The organism is Methanomassiliicoccales archaeon, from assembly GCA_014361295.1.
Classification (GTDB): domain Archaea; phylum Thermoplasmatota; class Thermoplasmata; order Methanomassiliicoccales; family JACIVX01; genus JACIVX01.
The window spans coordinates 29789-46174 of sequence record JACIVX010000002.1; the positions used below are offsets into that span (position 1 = coordinate 29789).

General features: G+C 46.7%; 19 protein-coding genes and 1 pseudogene. 12 read left to right on the top strand and 8 right to left on the bottom strand.

The features are described from left to right. The first annotated feature begins 35 nt into the window (after positions 1-35). From H5T41_09035 to H5T41_09045, 3 genes are all read left to right on the top strand, one after another. The gene (locus H5T41_09035; protein ID MBC7108906.1) at positions 36-2435 is read left to right on the top strand and encodes a heavy metal translocating P-type ATPase; all 2400 of its coding nucleotides are present in this window, start codon (positions 36-38) and stop codon (positions 2433-2435) included. Between the two features lie 43 nt (positions 2436-2478). Beyond that, the gene (locus tag H5T41_09040) at positions 2479-2784 is read left to right on the top strand and encodes a thioredoxin family protein (GenBank protein ID MBC7108907.1); all 306 of its coding nucleotides are present in this window, start codon (positions 2479-2481) and stop codon (positions 2782-2784) included. Between the two features lie 70 nt (positions 2785-2854). Next, positions 2855-3211 carry a hypothetical protein gene (locus H5T41_09045; GenBank protein MBC7108908.1) on the top strand — a complete coding sequence of 119 codons (357 nt, stop codon included), beginning with the start codon at positions 2855-2857 and terminating at the stop codon, positions 3209-3211. On the opposite strand, the gene H5T41_09050 is transcribed toward H5T41_09045, so the two are convergent. Together H5T41_09050 and arsB are read right to left on the bottom strand one after the other, a co-directional pair. Beyond that, entirely contained in the window at positions 3208-3798 is a 591-nt protein-coding gene (locus H5T41_09050; GenBank protein MBC7108909.1) for a SagB/ThcOx family dehydrogenase, read from the bottom strand. The genes H5T41_09045 and H5T41_09050 overlap by 4 nt on opposite strands. Positions 3799-3877: 79 nt before the next feature. Next, positions 3878-4975, bottom strand: a complete 1098-nt coding sequence (arsB, locus tag H5T41_09055; protein MBC7108910.1) for an ACR3 family arsenite efflux transporter — start codon at positions 4973-4975, stop codon at positions 3878-3880. Between the two features lie 157 nt (positions 4976-5132). Here arsB and H5T41_09060 point away from each other — a divergent pair, with 157 nt between their 5' ends. Beyond that, complete coding sequence (locus tag H5T41_09060) at positions 5133-5582, top strand: arsenate reductase ArsC (GenBank protein MBC7108911.1); 450 nt, start codon at positions 5133-5135, stop codon at positions 5580-5582. Between the two features lie 162 nt (positions 5583-5744). Here the strand turns inward: H5T41_09060 and H5T41_09065 are convergent, their stop codons facing one another. Continuing rightward, entirely contained in the window at positions 5745-6161 is a 417-nt protein-coding gene (locus H5T41_09065; GenBank protein MBC7108912.1) for an OsmC family protein, read from the bottom strand. Positions 6162-6277: 116 nt separating this feature from the next. Between H5T41_09065 and H5T41_09070 the strand changes: the two genes are divergently transcribed. Genes H5T41_09070 through tnpB form a run of 4 tightly spaced genes read left to right on the top strand, consistent with a single transcriptional unit; the run spans position 6278 to position 8832 of the window. Further along, positions 6278-7174 carry a cation transporter gene (locus H5T41_09070; protein ID MBC7108913.1) on the top strand — a complete coding sequence of 299 codons (897 nt, stop codon included), beginning with the start codon at positions 6278-6280 and terminating at the stop codon, positions 7172-7174. Further along, positions 7167-7454, top strand: coding sequence for a NifB/NifX family molybdenum-iron cluster-binding protein (locus H5T41_09075; GenBank protein MBC7108914.1), 288 nt, complete (start codon positions 7167-7169; stop codon positions 7452-7454). Before H5T41_09070 ends, H5T41_09075 begins: the two co-directional genes overlap by 8 nt. A gap of 45 nt (positions 7455-7499) precedes the next feature. Next, complete coding sequence (locus tag H5T41_09080) at positions 7500-7664, top strand: hypothetical protein (protein MBC7108915.1); 165 nt, start codon at positions 7500-7502, stop codon at positions 7662-7664. Next, complete coding sequence (tnpB, locus tag H5T41_09085; GenBank protein MBC7108916.1) at positions 7654-8832, top strand: IS200/IS605 family element transposase accessory protein TnpB; 1179 nt, start codon at positions 7654-7656, stop codon at positions 8830-8832. The genes H5T41_09080 and tnpB overlap by 11 nt, the downstream gene beginning before the upstream one ends. Before the next feature lie 54 nt (positions 8833-8886). Here tnpB and H5T41_09090 read toward each other — a convergent pair whose 3' ends face one another. Next, positions 8887-9087 carry a ferredoxin family protein gene (locus H5T41_09090; GenBank protein MBC7108917.1) on the bottom strand — a complete coding sequence of 67 codons (201 nt, stop codon included), beginning with the start codon at positions 9085-9087 and terminating at the stop codon, positions 8887-8889. A gap of 2 nt (positions 9088-9089) precedes the next feature. Continuing rightward, positions 9090-9356 carry a NifB/NifX family molybdenum-iron cluster-binding protein gene (locus H5T41_09095; protein MBC7108918.1) on the bottom strand — a complete coding sequence of 89 codons (267 nt, stop codon included), beginning with the start codon at positions 9354-9356 and terminating at the stop codon, positions 9090-9092. Positions 9357-9470: 114 nt separating this feature from the next. On the opposite strand from H5T41_09095, the gene H5T41_09100 reads away from it, so the two are divergent. The 4 genes from H5T41_09100 (at position 9471) to tpiA (ending at position 13736) form a co-directional block, all read left to right on the top strand. Continuing rightward, complete coding sequence (locus tag H5T41_09100) at positions 9471-9710, top strand: hypothetical protein (GenBank protein ID MBC7108919.1); 240 nt, start codon at positions 9471-9473, stop codon at positions 9708-9710. 100 nt (positions 9711-9810) lie between these two features. After that, positions 9811-10935 carry a fructose 1,6-bisphosphatase gene (locus tag H5T41_09105; GenBank protein MBC7108920.1) on the top strand — a complete coding sequence of 375 codons (1125 nt, stop codon included), beginning with the start codon at positions 9811-9813 and terminating at the stop codon, positions 10933-10935. 123 nt (positions 10936-11058) lie between these two features. Next, on the top strand, positions 11059-13023 hold the full coding sequence (locus H5T41_09110) for an aldehyde ferredoxin oxidoreductase family protein (protein MBC7108921.1): 1965 nt from the start codon (positions 11059-11061) through the stop codon (positions 13021-13023). A gap of 38 nt (positions 13024-13061) precedes the next feature. Next, on the top strand, positions 13062-13736 hold the full coding sequence (tpiA, locus tag H5T41_09115; protein ID MBC7108922.1) for a triose-phosphate isomerase: 675 nt from the start codon (positions 13062-13064) through the stop codon (positions 13734-13736). On the opposite strand, the gene H5T41_09120 is transcribed toward tpiA, so the two are convergent. The 3 genes and pseudogenes from H5T41_09120 to H5T41_09130 all read right to left on the bottom strand — a co-directional run bounded on the left by H5T41_09120 (position 13733) and on the right by H5T41_09130 (position 16137). Further along, a complete protein-coding gene (locus H5T41_09120) occupies positions 13733-14752 on the bottom strand; it encodes a TrmB family transcriptional regulator (GenBank protein MBC7108923.1) in 1020 nt (339 codons plus the stop codon). The genes tpiA and H5T41_09120 overlap by 4 nt on opposite strands. 10 nt (positions 14753-14762) lie before the next feature. Then, positions 14763-15878: an ABC transporter ATP-binding protein gene (locus H5T41_09125; GenBank protein MBC7108924.1), complete on the bottom strand. Its 1116-nt coding sequence runs from the start codon at positions 15876-15878 to the stop codon at positions 14763-14765. A 10-nt stretch (positions 15879-15888) separates the two neighbouring features. Then, positions 15889-16137 (bottom strand): annotated as a pseudogene (locus tag H5T41_09130) (carbohydrate ABC transporter permease). Between the last annotated feature and the right edge of the window lie 249 nt (positions 16138-16386).

Consider the following 16386-nt stretch of genomic DNA (forward strand, 5'->3'; position numbering starts at 1 on the left):
TAAGTTTCATCACGAAGTAAATAATGGTGGTGAGTGTGAGGATAACTCTTAAAGTTAACGGCATGACCTGTGCCATGTGTGTTAAAACCATAGAAATGGCCTTGGCTGAATTAGATGGTGTGAGAACTGCAAAGGCAAACCTGAACAGTGAGACGGTTTTCGTTGATTTTGATGAGTCAAAGGTCAGCCTGAGCCAGATCATCAGGACGATAGAAGAAGTCGGGTACGAGGTGATAAGGGAGCGCAGGGATGCTGTGGTCAAAATCGGCGGCATGACCTGCGCGATGTGCGCTAAGACCGTTGAGAACGCGATAAAAGAGCTCCCCGGAGTCCTTGAGGTGAACGTCAACCTCGCGACCGAGACGGCCAAAGTGTCCTACAACCCCTCGCTTGTTGGTATTGAGGACATCAAGAAGGCCGTTGAGAGCGTAGGTTATCAATTCATAGGCGTTGAAGGAGAGGAAACTCATGACATCGAAAGGGAAGTGAGGGAAAAGCATATAAGGGAGATGAGGCGCAACCTCATAGTGGCCTGGAGCGTTGGGATACCCCTCTTTCTCTCCATGCAGCTGAAGAGGTTTGGAATTTATGTTGAAAACCTGATCTACATCCACTTCCTCCTAGCCACAGTTGCCATAGCCTACGCCGGCAGGGGAATCTTCAGGAAGGCCTACTCCTCGCTCAAACATAAAACCCTCAACATGGAGGTTATGTACGCTTTAGGTATCGGCTCGGCCTACCTGACGAGCGTCCTGGCGGCGTTTGGGGTGATCCCAAGGGAGTTCAACTTCTTCGAGGCGAGCGTCCTCCTTATGGGGTTCCTACTGCTCGGACGCTACCTTGAGGCGAGGGCAAAGGGACGGACGAGCGAGGCAATAAAGAAGCTCATGGGACTCCAGGCGAAGAAGGCAACCGTCCTGAGGGGCGGGAAGGAGATCGAAGTCCCGATAACCGAGGTCAAGGCCGGGGACGTGGTAATCGTAAAGCCTGGCGAAAGGATTCCAGTCGATGGAGTTGTCATCGAAGGGGAGAGCTACGTTGACGAGTCAATGATAACCGGCGAGCCCATTCCTAACTTAAAAAAGGCTGGAGATAAGGTCATCGGAGGAACCATAAACAAGAACTCCGTCCTTAAGGTTAAAGCGGAAAAAGTTGGAAGGGATACGCTCTTAGCTCAGATAATAAGGCTTGTGGAGGAGGCGCAGAACACCAAACCTCCAGTCCAGAGGTTGGCTGATACGGTGGTGACCTACTTCATCCCGGCGGTGCTCACAATAGCTCTTCTCTCCTTCGCCTACTGGTACTTCATGGCAGGCAAGCCCCTGGTGTTCGCCTTCACGACTTTGCTGAGCGTCATCGTCATAGCGTGCCCCTGTGCCTTTGGATTAGCCACCCCGACGGCTCTGACTGTCGGCATAGGCAAGGGCGCCGAGATGGGGATACTCATCAAGAACGGCGAGGCCCTTGAGATAGCGAGGAAAGCAACGGTAGTGCTCTTCGACAAGACCGGGACGCTCACGAAGGGGAAGCCCGAGGTCACGGACGTGATAGCCTTCGGCATGGACGAAAGGGAGCTCCTGAAACTGGTGGCCTCGGCGGAGAAGCGCTCGGAGCACCCCCTTGGAGAGGCCATAGTGAGGAAGGCCGAGGAGCTGGGGATAGAGGTGGAAGAGCCGGAGGAGTTTGAGGCGATCACCGGAAAAGGCGTCAGGGCCAGAGTCCGCGGAAGAGAGGTTTTGGCAGGGAACAGGAGGCTTTTCGCTGAAAGCGGCCGCTCAATAGAGGGCATCGAGGAAGTCCTTCACAGGCTGGAAAACGAGGCGAAGACCGCGATAATAGTGGCTGTGGACGGCAGAACCGCCGGCGTGATTGGGGTTGCTGACACGATAAAGGAGGGCGCCAAGGAGGCCATTGAGGAGCTGCACAGGATGGGCAAGAAGGTCGGCATGATAACCGGCGACAACAGAAGGACTGCCAAAGCGATTGGAAAGGCCCTCGGCGTGGACTACGTTCTCGCTGAGGTTCTGCCCGGCGATAAGGCCAGCGAGGTCAAGAAGCTCCAGGAAAAGGGAGAAACCGTCATCTTCGTGGGGGACGGGATTAACGACGCCCCAGCACTGGCCCAGGCGGATGTGGGGATAGCGGTTGGAAACGCCACGGACATAGCGATGGAGAGCGGCGACATAGTGCTCGTGAGGAACGACCCGAGGGACGTCGTGAGGGCCATAAAGCTCAGCCAGAAGACGCTTTCAAAGATAAAGCAGAACATATTCTGGGCGATGTTCTACAACACCATACTGATACCCTTCGCGGCCGGGCTGGCCTACGTGCTCTTCGGCGTCCAGTTCCGGCCCGAGTGGGCCGCCGGGGCCATGAGCCTTAGCAGTGTCAGCGTGGTCACGAACTCGCTTATGCTTAAGCGCGTTAATATCTGACAATCCTTTTATCCTTTGAAGGCAAAATAATGGTGGTGTTGGTATGATACTCGAATACGATGGAAAGGTTGATTTCAGCAGTGGAAAGGTCGTGCTCTGGTTTTCCATTCCAAGCTGCCCGCCCTGCAGGCTGGTTGAGACCTTCATGGAGGAGTTAAGTGACGAATTCAAGGATATTCGGATTATCCACGTACACGCTGAGAAGTGGGAAGACCTCGTGAAGAAATTCGACATTCTGAACGTTCCCACACTCGTTTATCTCAAAGACGGAAAAGAGATCGGAAGGCAGAACCTCATAAGGACAAAGGAGGAAGTCCTGCTGAAATTCGAGGAGCTTCACAAAATTTAGCTTCAAAGATATTTGAAGCTGTCAAAATTCTTTTAAATTTTTAAACGGAGCGTATTCTAGGTGAAAAACTATGAAAAGTCTGAAAGCGTTTTTCGGAATTTTGGTTTTGGCGATAGTTTTTGTGGGAGGGTACGTGATTAGCAACGCTAATGAGGAAAAATACATTACTCTAGAAGCCACTTTCAGAATGGGAGGAGCGGTTTACAAAGGCTATGAATTTGAAGGAAATACACTCGTCTTTAAGTTCGATCGGAGTGGGGACTTCTTTACACAGGCAATAGAGACAAAGGAGTTCACAACAGATAAAAAGCTTTCTCCAGAAAAGGTGATCATGGAGATAAACACCAACGGCAAAATAAAACGGTACGAGGCAAAATTAATTGAAGAAGGGGAAGATATAGCCATTTACAAAGCCAGCGAGCTCTAACCTTCTGGAACCCCAACAGGAAAGATGTATAAAGGCTCTCCAGGTACATCAATTACTTTTTTGACTTCTCTATCTCTAAAGGCCCCAACTGCAACAGTCCCAAGTTTTAGGGCGGTAACCTGCAGATAAATGTTCTGCCCCATGTGTCCGGCATCTATGTGCACATACCTATACCCCCTCTCCCCGTATCTTCTTGTCGTCCTTTCGTAGTGCGCCACTATGATGATGTTTATCGGAGCTGTTTCTACGTGCCTTTGATTGAGACATGCTCTAGCGAGGGGTTTGCTCAAGTCCCCTTCGCGGATTAATTCCAGAGTATGGGCTTTGCCATCGTAGTGGTAAAGTCCCGGTTTAAGCCCTTCGACATTTGAGACTACTACATAAACTTCAAATGGATAGCAAGCACCTGCGCTTGGAGAAGTTCTTTTACCCCAGGCATTTATTCCATACGCGGCCCAGAGTATCTGGGAGACTTCTTCAAGGGTTAATGGCTCATCTTTGTATTTTCTTATGCTCTTCCTCAGGTTTATCGCTTCCTCAACACTCATCTCACCTTTAAGTCTCGGTGCAGGAAGTTCAACCTTCATGGCACATCCCAGAATTAATGACGGTGTCTTCATTGATTAGGGTTTTGGTGTTAAAAATAAAAAATCTGAGAAGAAGTCACTACTCCTCAGCAAGCGTTGGGACTGCACTTCCGGCCTCGAATTCGGACGTGAACAGGTGTCTGGTTTTGTTGGCTATCCATACCAGACTCAGCATTATCGGCACTTCCTCAAGAACACCCACAACTGTGGCTAAAGCCGCCCCACTTTCGAGGCCAAATAGGGCTATAGCGACCGCCACGGCCAGCTCAAAGAAGTTGCTTGCCCCTATGAACGATGCTGGAGCTGCAACCTTGTGTGGAAGCTTCCAGAGCCACGCCCACCCGTAGGCTATAGCAAAGATGAAATAAGTCTGTATAGTCAGCGGGATCGCTATGAGGGCAATGTGGAGTGGGTTTTTGAGGATTATCTCTCCCTGGAAGGAGAAGAGTAGTATCAGCGTCAGCAAAAGGCCTATTATTGATACGGTGCTGAGTTTTGGAAGGAATTTTTCCTCAAACCACTTCTGCCCCCTAGTCTTCAGGATGTGCCTTCTTGAAAGGTACCCAGCTGTCAGCGGGATGACAACGAAGAGCACCACCGAGAGGAGGAGCGTGTCGTAAGGGACGGGAACCTTGTTGAGGCCCATTAGGAAGCCGACTATTGGAGCGAAGGCGAAGAGAATTATAAGGTCATTTGTTGCAACCTGCACGAGCGTGTAGAGCGGATCTCCATCTGCAAGATAGCTCCATACGAAGACCATTGCCGTGCAGGGAGCAGCACCGAGGAGTATTGCCCCAGCTATGTATTCTTTGGCAAGTGAGGGCTCGATTAGGCCGAGCTTCGATGAAAACAGCACCCCGATGAAGAAGGAGCTTATGAGGAACATGCTGAAGGGCTTTATGAGCCAGTTGGTCACCCAAGTGACGATTAGGCCCTTGAGCATTTGACCCTTGTGGACGCGCTTTATAGCGGAGAAGTCTACCTTAACCATCATGGGATAAATCATCGCCCATATCAAAATCGCTATGGGCATGTTAACGTTAGCTATCGTGAGCTTTGAGAGTGCCTGGGGTACTGTTGGGAAGAGCTTTCCGATGGCTATGCCCGCCATTATACAGAGAGCCACCCAGAGTGAGAGGTATTTTTCGAAGAAGCTTAACCCTTTTTTCTCGCCCATTTCCCGCACCCATTTGAGTTGAAGGAGTTTTCAAATAAAAGCCTTTTTAAAACCAAAGGTGAAAGTTCAAATGAAGTACACCTCATCCATATTGATATCTACAGATTATTGCGGAAAGATATTTAAAACTGCATTCCAAGCCTTCTCGGTGAGAAAAATGGAAGAAAAGCTCATCCTCTTCGTCTGCGTGAAGAACTCCGCAAGAAGTCAGATGGCGGAGGCTTTCTTCAACCACTTCAACGATGACCCAAGGTTCAAGGCCATGAGCGCCGGAACGGAGCCGGCTGAGGAGATAGACTCTCTAGCGAGGAAGGTCATGGAGGAAATCGGGATTTCCCTTGAAGGACAGTACCCGAAGCTCTACACCGAGGAGATGGCCGATAAAGCTTACATAGTCATCACGATGGGATGCCTCGACAAGTGCCCCTACGCTCCTCCGGAGAAGACCTGGGACTGGGGGCTTGAAGACCCCTACGGAAAGCCGGTAGAGAAGCACCGTGAGATCAGGGACGAGATAAAGCGCCGCGTGTTAAAGCTCATTGAAGACCTGAAGGCCGGCAAGAGCAGGGACGAGATAATAGGGAGAAAAAGCCTCTTCACTCTTTGAATACTCCTCCCGTAACCAGACCTATTCCAGGTTTTTCTAACCTTCGCCGTCTTCCCTGTACCCGGCCATCTCGATTATTCCCGCGTCCTCAAGGGCAGGGAGGATAAGGTGTCCCTTTGAGGCCTGCTTCAGGCTTAATGAGAAAAACAAAGCAGAAGCTCTTTAGTCCGCCGGTTTTACTATCTCCACATCTCCCTTTATCTTCTCCGCCCCGACCGTGTTGAAAACAGTTCCGTACTTCTCGGCAAGCTCTTTAACGCGCATGATCTTCTTCTCGTCTTCGTTAGTGAAGATGGTGATCTTGTAAGTTATCTCCTTCAATTGAGGCTCATCGAGCCCGCGCCAGCCCCTAACTTCAACCTCAAAGGCCTTCACGTCGAGGCGCATCTTTTTGATTAACCTCCCCCAGTTGACGGTTATACAACCGCCTATCGCCGCTAAGAGATATTCCGTAGGATTCGGTCCCTTGTTATGACCATCTGTGTTCGTATCTATATTAAATGTAAACTCTCTCACCTTTGCCTCGCTCCCGACATTGCCGTCCCACTTTAAGTGTGCAGAATACTCAAGACGCTCCATAGTATCACCGTTTTAAAATGAACGCCATCTCAAATAAAAGCCCGTTTCCATGCAGATCTTAACGTTCGAAAGTCTTTTATACTATCACTCAAGAGTTGAGAGTGGTGAGAGTGGAGATGATAAGGGAGCATCACCACAAAGACCTCAAGGGCAGAATGCTGTTTTCCTTCGTCCTCAACATAGTGACAACACTAGCTGAAGTCATCGGCGGCATTCTCTCCGGAAGCCTGGCCCTTCTGAGCGACTCCCTCCACAATTTCAGCGACTCAATGAGCATCCTCGTGAGCTATTTGGCCATAAAGATTGGCGAGCGCGAGAGGAACGAAAAGTACACCTTTGGGTATAAGAGGGCCGAGATTCTGGTCGCATTCGTTAACTCGGCCGTTCTCGTCGGTGTTGCCCTTTTCCTCCTTGTTGAGGCCTACAAGCGGTTTAAAAATCCCGAACCTATAAACGGGCCTCTTATGCTCGGCGTTGCTTTAATTGGTCTTTTCGCCAACTTAATCTCGGTTCTCCTGCTTCATGAGCACGCACACGAGAGCATGAACGTCCGCTCTGCCTATCTCCATCTATTGAGTGACACACTGTCTTCAGTCGCAGTTGTGACCGGTGGAATAGCTATCATAAAGTGGAACATCCTCTGGATAGATCCCCTCATCACAGTCCTAATCTCGCTCTACATCCTCCGTGAAAGCTACGAAATTTTAAAAGAGAGCGTTGAAGTGCTCATGGAGGCTTCACCAAATCTAAATTTTGAGGAGATAAAACGGGAAATTGAGAGCATCCCCGGTGTTAAGAATGCACACCACTTCCACGCTTGGAGGGTGGGAGAGAAGGAAATCCACTTTGAGTGCCACGTTGAGGTTAATGATATGCCCCTCAGCGAGGCCCAGAAGCTCATAGATAATATTGCGGAGAGACTCAAAAGCTTTGGAATAACCCACGTAACGATTCAGCTCGAAGCAGGAAGGTGTGAGGATAAAAATACGATCTGCGGTGGGGAAAATGGTTAAAGCTGCCCTCCCAACTTCAAAAGGTGGACTTGATGAGAGGGTGCATGAAAGCCTCGTAAGGGCAGAGACTTTCACGTTGGTGGAACTTGAGGATGGAGAAATCAAGGATGTAAAAGTTCTGGAAAATCCCTATAAGGATGAACCTTATGGTGCAGGCTCCAAGGTTGCCCTATTTCTGGTTAACCTGGGAGTAAACGTCCTCTTGACACCTATGGACTGTCCCAAGGGAAAGGCAATACTTGAGGCAGGAGGGCTGTTCTCTAAATGGTTAAAAGCGTAAAGTTTAAATATTTTTGACTTTGTATTTCTTAATGGGTGGTTTAATGTGCCCAAGGCAACCTTTGTTATTAGTGAGGAAACCTTAGAGGAATTTAAAAAAGTGGCTATCCAGCGTTATGGGAACAAGAGAGGCGTTCTGAGTGTGGCAATAGAAGAAGCCATTAAAGATTGGATCAAGAAAACCAAAAAGGAGCTGGAAAATGCCGAGTGAGACTGTTAAGCTCACGGCAAAGTTCAAACTCAAAACAGAACCTGAAGGGTTAGAAGACCTCTTCTCCCTTTATTCTGATATTGTTAATTTTCTCCTTGATTATGCTTTCGAAAACAACATCACGAGCTTTTACCGGCTGAAGAAGGAGACTTACAAGGGCCTCCGGAGGGAATACCCAGAACTCCCAAGCCACTACATTTACACGGCCTGCCAAATGGCTACCTCAATCTACAAGAGTTACAGGAAGAGGAAGAGAAAAGGAAAAGCTAATGGAAAGCCCGTCTTCAAAAAGCAAGTGATAATGCTTGATGATCATCTTTTCAAACTCGACCTTGACGGTGGATTTGTCAAGCTCTCAACTCCCGGCGGAAGGCTGGAACTGGAGTTTTACCCTGCAAAATACCACGAGAAGTTTAGAGGGTGGAAAATAGGACAAGCGTGGCTTGTTAAAAATTCAAAGGGGAGTTTCATCAATATTGTCTTTTCCGAGGAGGTTGAAGTTAGAGAGCCAAAAGCCTTTGTTGGTGTGGACTTGAACGAAAACAATGTTACCCTTAGCCTTCCAGAGGGGGATTTTATCCAGATCATCACCCACGAGAGGGAGATTAGAACGGGCTACTTCCTAAAGAGAAGGAGAATTCAAAAGAAGATAAGAAGTGGTAAAAAGAGAAAATGGATTTTGGAAAAATATGGGATGAGGGAGAGAAACAGGATAAATGATTTATATCACAAATTAGCCAATAAGATTGTTGAACTGGCGGAAAAGTATGGTGGTATTGCTCTCGAAGACTTGACGGAAATCAGGGACTCGATAAGGTATTCCGCCCAATTGAATGGCCGTCTTCACCGTTGGAGTTTTCGTAAACTTCAATCCATTATCGAGTATAAAGCCAAGTTAAAGGGTGTGAGTGTCGTTTTTGTCGATCCTGCTTACTCTTCATCCCTGTGTCCGATATGTGGGGGTAAGTTAAGCCCGAATGGGCACAGGGTTTTGAAATGCGAGTGTGGTTTTGAGGCTGACCGTGACGTGGTCGGCTCTTGGAATATTCGTTTGAGGGGCCTGAAGATGTGGGGAGTCTCCGTTCCCCCCGAAAGCCAGCCAATGAAGACGGGAGGCTGGAAGCCTACCCGTTATGAAATTAACACTTTACACACACTTTACGGGTAGGCAGAACGGTTAAAATAATCAAAGTAAAACCGGGAAAACGGGTAGAAGAAGTAATCAAGAGTCTCCAAAGTAGCTTATAGCCCCCGTTGGGCATATCCTTTGGCAACCCCTGCAGAACTCCACGCACTCCTCTGGTTTTATCACTTTGGGCTTGCCCTCGGAGGCATCGTAAACCCCATGGGGGCAGAAGTTTGCACAAGTTAAGCAGCCGGTGCACTTGTCATAGTCGATTATGGGATACCAGTTGTCTGCCATTTTCATCCCTCCTGAGTATCAACGCTCATGGCTTCATTAATTGCTCTCCTCCCCATTCCGTAAGCTAGAACTACCTCGGCATTGTGTTCCTTGATAAAGTTCGGCAAATCTCCTGGACTATGTTCATCAAAGGGCACTTCAACAACCTCTACGTTCTTTGTTTTTCCCTCTTCAACATCAACAAAAACAAAATACTCAGCCCTTCCAAAGTGCCTACTTACGTTGCTTTCTAAGCCCCTGTTATCCTCGGCAGGTATTGCAATTCTCATGTACATCACCAAAAATGGATGAAGTTTGATGCATATAAAGTTTGTGCATATGCACAGAAATCATAATAGGAAAGCTTATCAGATTTGAGAGCGTATATTATTTGAGGGATATCCATGACCGAGATAAAGCACGTAAAAATTGGGGAGGATAAGTTTAGGATTACGGAGGAGGAAGTTGCCAGAAGGGAGCTTAAAGTTACAAAGATAAGTGACGACGTCATTCAGGTGCAGGAAGAGGTTCATGGCATTATAGCCCTTGTGGGTGCTGTAAGCAGCGTTAACATCAAGAAAGAAGAGCTTAAAGAACTTATAAAGGTCGCAAAAGAGGAATTCGGCTGGACTGATATCTGCTGAACCTTTTACCCTTTTCTTCTTTGGTATCATTGAGAGTGATATATTTTATGGTGGTAAAATTTTATAAGACCGAAAGTAAACGTATTATTGGTGATGTCACATGGCAGTTGGAGAAAAGATAACCATCAGCGTGATAAAGGCTGATATTGGCGGATGGCCGGGACACTGCAAGGTTCATCCAGCCCTTATCGAGAAGGCTAATGAGCTTTTGGGTAAGGCAAAAGAAGAGGGGACAATAATTGATTTCTACGCCACATACTGCGGTGATGATTTGCAGCTTATTATGACACATAAAAATGGAGTAGACAGTGAGAAAATACACGGTCTAGCTTGGAACGTGTTTAAAGAAGCGACTGAGATAGCAAAAGAACTCGGTCTCTACGGAGCTGGTCAGGATTTACTTAAAGATGCCTTTAGTGGGAACGTTAGAGGAATGGGCCCAGGAGTGGCCGAGATGGAGATTACCCTGAGAAAAAGCGAGCCTATCGTTACATTCCACATGGATAAGACAGAGCCAGGAGCATTCAACCTGCCGATCTTTAGAATGTTTGCCGATCCCTTCAACACTGCTGGACTGGTCATTGATCCCCACATGCACATGGGCTTTAGATTTGAGATATGGGACATAAAGGAGCACAAGAGGGTTATTATGAACTCACCTGAAGAGCTTTACGACATTTTGGCACTGATAGGTGCAAAGTCAAGATACGTAATAAAGCGCGTGTATCCAAAGAAAGGGCACAAGCTCCCTGAAGATGAGCCGGTTGCCGTTATAAGCACCGAAAAGCTTTACGAAATTGCTGGTGAATACGTAGGAAAAGACGACCCAGTGGCAATAGTAAGGGCTCAAAGCGGTCTCCCTGCCCTTGGAGAAGTCTTGGAGCCATTTGCATTCCCACACTTGGTAAGTGGATGGATGAGAGGAAGTCACAACGGCCCAATAATGCCCGTTCCCCTCAAGTATGCAACTCCCTCAAGATTCGATGGACCTCCAAGGGTTGTAGCGTTAGGATGGCAGATCAACAAGGATGGAAAGCTGATAGGTCCAGTTGACCTCTTTGAGGATGTGGCATTTGATAAAGCAAGAGAAAAGGCATTGGAGATTGCAGATTACATAAGAAGACATGGACCCTTTGAACCACATCGCTTACCGCTTGAGGAGATGGAATACACAACTTTGCCAGGTGTTTTAGAGAAGCTTAAGGACAGATTTGAGCCGATTTGATCTTCCTTTGCTAATTTTCTTTATTTTGTTCTAAAGAATCTATGAAATTCACTTGCATTATCCAAAAATCTTAAATAATTTGCTCTTTTACATAACACTCAGAGTGATATGGGAGGGAGGGATATGAGGTTTTCAGTGCTTAAGATAAACCTCGATGAAAAGAAAGTTGAAAGTGAAGAATTTGAGCGGGAGGGTATTTATGGCATAATTGATTATGCCTTGTACTTGCACGATGAAGTTTATAAGACCCACGAGCTCAAAAATCCCTATGATCCGAGGAACGTTATGGTTTTTGGAAAAGGGCCTTTTGCTGGTTCTGTTCTCCCTGGTTCTCATAGAATGACTTTTGTTTACAGATCGCCTCAGTACGGAGGGGTTTTCCCATCAACTATGGGCGGTGCGGCTTATCAGTTTCAGAGGGTTGGAGTAGATTTTGTGGTTCTTGAGGGCAAAAGGGAAAAGCCCACAGTAATAGTGCTTTCCAATGACGGAGAAAACCTGAATGTTGAGCTCCACGAGATAGAGCTTGAAAAGGTAATCGAAATATGGAAGGACTACAAAGGGGAAGAGGGGGTTTATGCTCTCACTCAATACCTCATAGATAACTTCCATGACAAGTTTGATGGAATGGAGTATAGAATAGCTTGTGTTGGGCCTGCTTCTCTAAATACGCACATGGGAGCAGTGTTCTCTCAAACTTTGAGAAACGGCAAGAGAGTTGTCGGAAGTGAGGATTGGGCTGCTAGGGGAGGAACTGGGAGCGTTTTGTTGAGGGCTCATAACGTTGTTGCCGTAATATTTGGTGGAAGAGCAAAGAGAAAGTTCCCAAAGGGTGATATAAGCAACATAACGGTGGCAAAGCAGATAGTTGAAGGCGTTCACAAGAAGCCCATGAACGAGGTCATATCAGAAAAGACCGTGAAATACAAATACAATCCTAAGCTCAACACGGGAGGAACCTTTGGAGGGAACTATCCAGCCGAGGGAGATTTCGTGCCCATACTCAACTGGCAGATGCCCTACATTCCAAAAGAAGACCGTATTAAAATCCACGAGAACATAATGAAATATTACTGGGAGCCCTTTAATAAAGAGGCAATAGAACCCAAAAACTGGACTAACTGTGGGGAACCCTGTCCAGTGGTGTGTAAGAAATACGCCAACGGTCACCACATAGAGTACGAGCCGAGAGAAGCTAACGGGCCTTTAAGTGGTGTAATAACCCTTAGGGCAAGCGATATAAGCGTTCACGCCGTTGATGCCATGGGGTTTGATGCCATCAGCTTTGGAGGTACCGCTGCATGGGTTTTGGAACTGGTCTATAGAGGATTGCTCAAGCCAGAAGAGGTTGGAATTAGCGACAAGCCTGAATTTGATAAGGATTCTCTTCTCTTAAAGCCTGTTGAGACTAGTGAAAAGAATGCCAAGCTTGTCGCTGAATTAGCCCACAGAGTTGCTTTTGCTGAAACGGAAATTGCCAGGATAATTGGTGAAGGCATAAGGAGGGCTAGTGAGATACTTGATGAGAAATTCAAGGATAGATTGAGCTACGGGGAAAGCTTCAAAGACTATGGCGTTTACACGCCCATAGGGATAAACGGAGAGATGGTACCCACTATGTACTGGGCTATTGGGAACTACATTCCTTTACCAATCCAAGGTCGCTACTGGACTTTCTATCAGTTTGGGGTATTCTTAGAGCCTGAAGAGCTTGCAAATAAGATAGTCGCCAGTGCCCTTTATGAATACTGGTATGATAACGTTGGTTGGTGTCGCTTTCACCGTGGATGGGCAAAGCCCGTGTTGAAGGCACTCTTTATGGAAGCTTATGGGGAAAATGTGGATATGGAAGAACAGGCCAAGAAAACAATAAGGAAACTTGTCAACTTCCTCAAAAAGGCAGGTTATGAGCCGGTATTCTGGGATTCAATGAGGGTTATAGACTTGGTTGCAAAAGGTGCAGAAGAGTTTGGCAACGAAAGATGGGCAGAGCAGTTTAAGAAAGACAAAGTTGTGACAGCAAAGGAGTACCTTAGAAGGGTTTTGGCAGAATACAGCAGAATTTTGGGAGTTGATTGGACGCTTTAATTTTTCACTTTGTCTTGTCTAAAAAAGAGGTGGTAAAGATGTTGAAGGAGCCGATTATAGCCATAAATTTTAAGACGTATATTGAGGCCACCGGAGAGAGGGCTTTAAAAATAGCCAAGGCGGCAGAAAAAGTTTACAAGGAGACGGGGATAACAATAGTAGTAGCTCCACAGTTGGTTGATCTTTATAGAATCGCTCAGGAAGTTGAGATTCCAGTTTTTGCCCAGCATGTAGACCCAATAAAGCCCGGCAGTCATACAGGCCACGTTTTGCCGGAGGCAGTAAAAGAGGCTGGAGCCGTTGGGACTTTACTCAACCACTCCGAAAACAGAATGATCCTTGCGGATTTGGAAGCTGCAATAAGAAGGGCTGAGGAAGTCGGCTTAATGACAATGGTCTGCAGCAACAACCCTGCAGTTAGCGCGGCAGTTGCCACTCTAAATCCGGATTACGTTGCTGTTGAACCGCCAGAACTTATTGGCACTGGAATTCCAGTCAGCAAGGCAAAGCCTGAAGTGATAACTAATACTGTAGAGCTTGTTAGGAGGGTAAACCCGGAGGTTAAGGTTCTTACTGGTGCTGGTATCTCAACTGGAGAAGATGTGAAGAAGGCTCTAGAATTGGGGACGGTTGGAGTTCTCTTAGCAAGCGGCGTCACAAAAGCCAAAGACCCAGAAAAAGCAATAAGAGACCTCGTATCGCTGATAGTTTAGCCTTTAAGGATCATTATCTCCGCTTCAATGTCCTCTAGAGATGCGTTCCATCCTCCCACTACATACCTTTTTCCATCTTTTGTTTCAACTGTTATGTTTGAGATAACCTTTCCTTCATTTTCAAAGAAGTCAACTATCCTTCCAATTAAATGGACGGGTTCTTGGGTCTTCACGAACTTTCCGTGTACTTCTATCTCACTTCCAATTAGGTTGTGATCCCTTATGTCCTCCACGAGAGCTCTAATATGTATGTAGCTCTTTGGAAGCTTTATCCTTTTTTCTTTTTTCTTATAGACTAGTTCTCCAGTGGGCCACAGTGCATGGTAAAAGTATCTATCGAGCATGAAAAGGAGATTTTTGTCCATTATTATTAAGGCGTAGCCCCTTATTGTTTGTTCTTTTGATTTGAACGCTTCGGGGGGAGCGTAAATGCCCAGATTTTTGTCCTGTATTACTATTGTTGGGTCCTCTACTTCTCTTACCTTAATTTTGTCTGCAATTTTTGGAACTTCCTTCTTTCCATACAAAAAGAGGTCAATTGTGACTTCCTTGTTTTTTGCCTTTAAAAATGGTGCCAGCTTTTCCAAAAGTTGTGAAGGAATTGCAAGGGAAAGGTGGTACTGGGCGTTCTTTATTGCCTCTGTTATGTAGTTCTCCAATGTTGTTTTGCTTTTTACTACTATTACCTCTCTCCGGCTTTCGTGGGGGGTGTACATGGCTTTTAATTCTTTTTTTGCGAGTTCTACCTTTTTCAGGTAGCCCTTCTCCATTTCGTCGAGAACTTTTTCCGGGTCAAGTGGAACTATTTTCTTTGGCCTTTCACTTGTTATTGCAACAAAGCCCTTGCTCATTAAACTCCGCACAACGTCGTATATTCTTGGCTGGGGAACTTTTGAGAGGGAGGCGAGATCGCCCGCTGTGAGGGGTCCTTGCTTGATTAAAGTAAGGTATGCATTTACCTCATATTTGTTCAATCCCAACTCCTTCAAGAGCGCCTTGAGCTCGCCTTCCTCCATTTGCTCTCCCTCATATTATGGCTTTTTCAGTGTCCTTGTCAAATACGTGGATGTTATCTAGGTCAATAACTATTTTAACCTTACTCCCGACCTCAAGGGGTATGTGGCCTGGGAGCTTTACCTTTATGATTTGGCCGCTTCCTATATTGGCATGGACGATCGTGTCTGTTCCCAAAGCCTCAATAAAATCTACTGTTCCCTCTATTGTTGTGCTTCTCTTCACGTGCTCTAGAGATGAGATACCTTCTATAGTCATGTGTTCAGGTCTTATACCGAAGACAACTGTTTTGTCGATATACCTCTCTAGGAGCTCTTTAAAGTCCCTTGAAAGTGGAATCTCAAACCCTTCTCCCTCTAGGATAATGGAGTCATCTTTCTCTTTAACACTCACCTCAAGTAAGTTCATCTCCGGAGCGCCTATGAACGTTGCAACGAATATCGAGTTGGGCTTCAAATAAACCTCCGTTGGAGGCCCGACTTGAAGGAGCTTCCCTTTGTTCATTACCGCTATCCTATCTCCCATTGTCATGGCCTCAACTTGATCATGGGTAACGTATATTGTGGTGACCTTTAACTTCGTTTGGAGCTTCTTGATTTCCGCCCTCATTGCAACTCTGAGCTTAGCATCGAGGTTGGAGAGCGGTTCATCCATAAGCAGAACATCCGGCTCGACTACTATTGCCCTTGCAACGGCCACTCTCTGTCTCTGACCACCACTGAGTTGAGCGGGATATCTGTCAAGGAGCTCCTCTATTTGAAGCAGCTCCGCGGCCCATTTAACCCTTTTATCTATCTCGTCCTTTGGGTACTTTTTAATTTTCAATGGAAACGCTATGTTATCATAAACTGTCATGTGAGGCCATACAGCATAGCTCTGGAAAACCATTGATATGTTTCTGTCTTTGGGAGGAAGGTAAGTTACATCTCTCTCCCCAAACCATATCTTTCCGCCTGTTGGCGTTTCTAAGCCTGCTATCATTCTAAGCGTTGTGGTCTTACCACAACCGCTCGGTCCGAGGAGTACAAGGAATTCTCCGTCTTTTATAGTGAGATTTACCCCATCAACGGCCTTTACCCTTCCTTTATCAAAATACTTCTTGAGGTTTTCAAGCCTGACTTCCACCATTTTTAACACCTCATTTCAGTGTTATACCCCACATTGTTACCAAATACTTCCTAGCAAAGAATATGAACGTTATAGCAGGAAGTATCATGATGAATGCTGCTGCAAACTTGTAGTAATCGGGTGCTGCTCCTCCACTCGCTCCGGCCATTATTGACAAAATTTGAGCCGGTAAAGTTCTGTGGGATAGGGTTAAAATTGACGCTACAAAAACTTCGTTCCATGACATGACGAAGGTAAACATAGCCGCAGCAGCTAAGCCGGCTGACCTCCTCCCCGCCCTGAAGGGCGAGGGTTCCAACGAGTTAACCCCTCGCCATTGGCAGGGAGGTTTGAGGGGTTTCATTTAGACCCAAGTTAAAGCGGGTCTTCGACCCCTCGGGGAGGGTCTTCCCCCCGTTACCCCTCCTCTGAGCATAAAGGCCGCCCAGATTCGGGGTTATCTTTTCCACAGCCTTCTTTAAAATGTTGAAAGCACCAATCAAATCCGCGTTAAAGTCAAGCCCCGTCG

What these genes read in the sequence shown, in the direction of transcription:
- H5T41_09090 (MBC7108917.1), bottom strand. Translation starts at nt 9,087, where the DNA reads ATGGCAGACAACTGGTATCCCATAATCGACTATGACAAGTGCACCGGC.
- H5T41_09045 (MBC7108908.1), top strand. Translation starts at nt 2,855, where the DNA reads ATGAAAAGTCTGAAAGCGTTTTTCGGAATTTTGGTTTTGGCGATAGTT.
- H5T41_09075 (MBC7108914.1), top strand. Translation starts at nt 7,167, where the DNA reads ATGGTTAAAGCTGCCCTCCCAACTTCAAAAGGTGGACTTGATGAGAGG.
- H5T41_09095 (MBC7108918.1), bottom strand. Translation starts at nt 9,356, where the DNA reads ATGAGAATTGCAATACCTGCCGAGGATAACAGGGGCTTAGAAAGCAAC.
- H5T41_09110 (MBC7108921.1), top strand. Translation starts at nt 11,059, where the DNA reads ATGAGGTTTTCAGTGCTTAAGATAAACCTCGATGAAAAGAAAGTTGAA.
- H5T41_09040 (MBC7108907.1), top strand. Translation starts at nt 2,479, where the DNA reads ATGATACTCGAATACGATGGAAAGGTTGATTTCAGCAGTGGAAAGGTC.
- tpiA (MBC7108922.1), top strand. Translation starts at nt 13,062, where the DNA reads ATGTTGAAGGAGCCGATTATAGCCATAAATTTTAAGACGTATATTGAG.
- H5T41_09065 (MBC7108912.1), bottom strand. Translation starts at nt 6,161, where the DNA reads ATGGAGCGTCTTGAGTATTCTGCACACTTAAAGTGGGACGGCAATGTC.
- H5T41_09120 (MBC7108923.1), bottom strand. Translation starts at nt 14,752, where the DNA reads ATGGAGGAAGGCGAGCTCAAGGCGCTCTTGAAGGAGTTGGGATTGAAC.
- H5T41_09100 (MBC7108919.1), top strand. Translation starts at nt 9,471, where the DNA reads ATGACCGAGATAAAGCACGTAAAAATTGGGGAGGATAAGTTTAGGATT.
- arsB (MBC7108910.1), bottom strand. Translation starts at nt 4,975, where the DNA reads ATGGGCGAGAAAAAAGGGTTAAGCTTCTTCGAAAAATACCTCTCACTC.
- H5T41_09125 (MBC7108924.1), bottom strand. Translation starts at nt 15,878, where the DNA reads ATGGTGGAAGTCAGGCTTGAAAACCTCAAGAAGTATTTTGATAAAGGA.
- H5T41_09060 (MBC7108911.1), top strand. Translation starts at nt 5,133, where the DNA reads ATGGAAGAAAAGCTCATCCTCTTCGTCTGCGTGAAGAACTCCGCAAGA.
- H5T41_09050 (MBC7108909.1), bottom strand. Translation starts at nt 3,798, where the DNA reads ATGAAGGTTGAACTTCCTGCACCGAGACTTAAAGGTGAGATGAGTGTT.
- H5T41_09105 (MBC7108920.1), top strand. Translation starts at nt 9,811, where the DNA reads ATGGCAGTTGGAGAAAAGATAACCATCAGCGTGATAAAGGCTGATATT.
- tnpB (MBC7108916.1), top strand. Translation starts at nt 7,654, where the DNA reads ATGCCGAGTGAGACTGTTAAGCTCACGGCAAAGTTCAAACTCAAAACA.
- H5T41_09070 (MBC7108913.1), top strand. Translation starts at nt 6,278, where the DNA reads ATGATAAGGGAGCATCACCACAAAGACCTCAAGGGCAGAATGCTGTTT.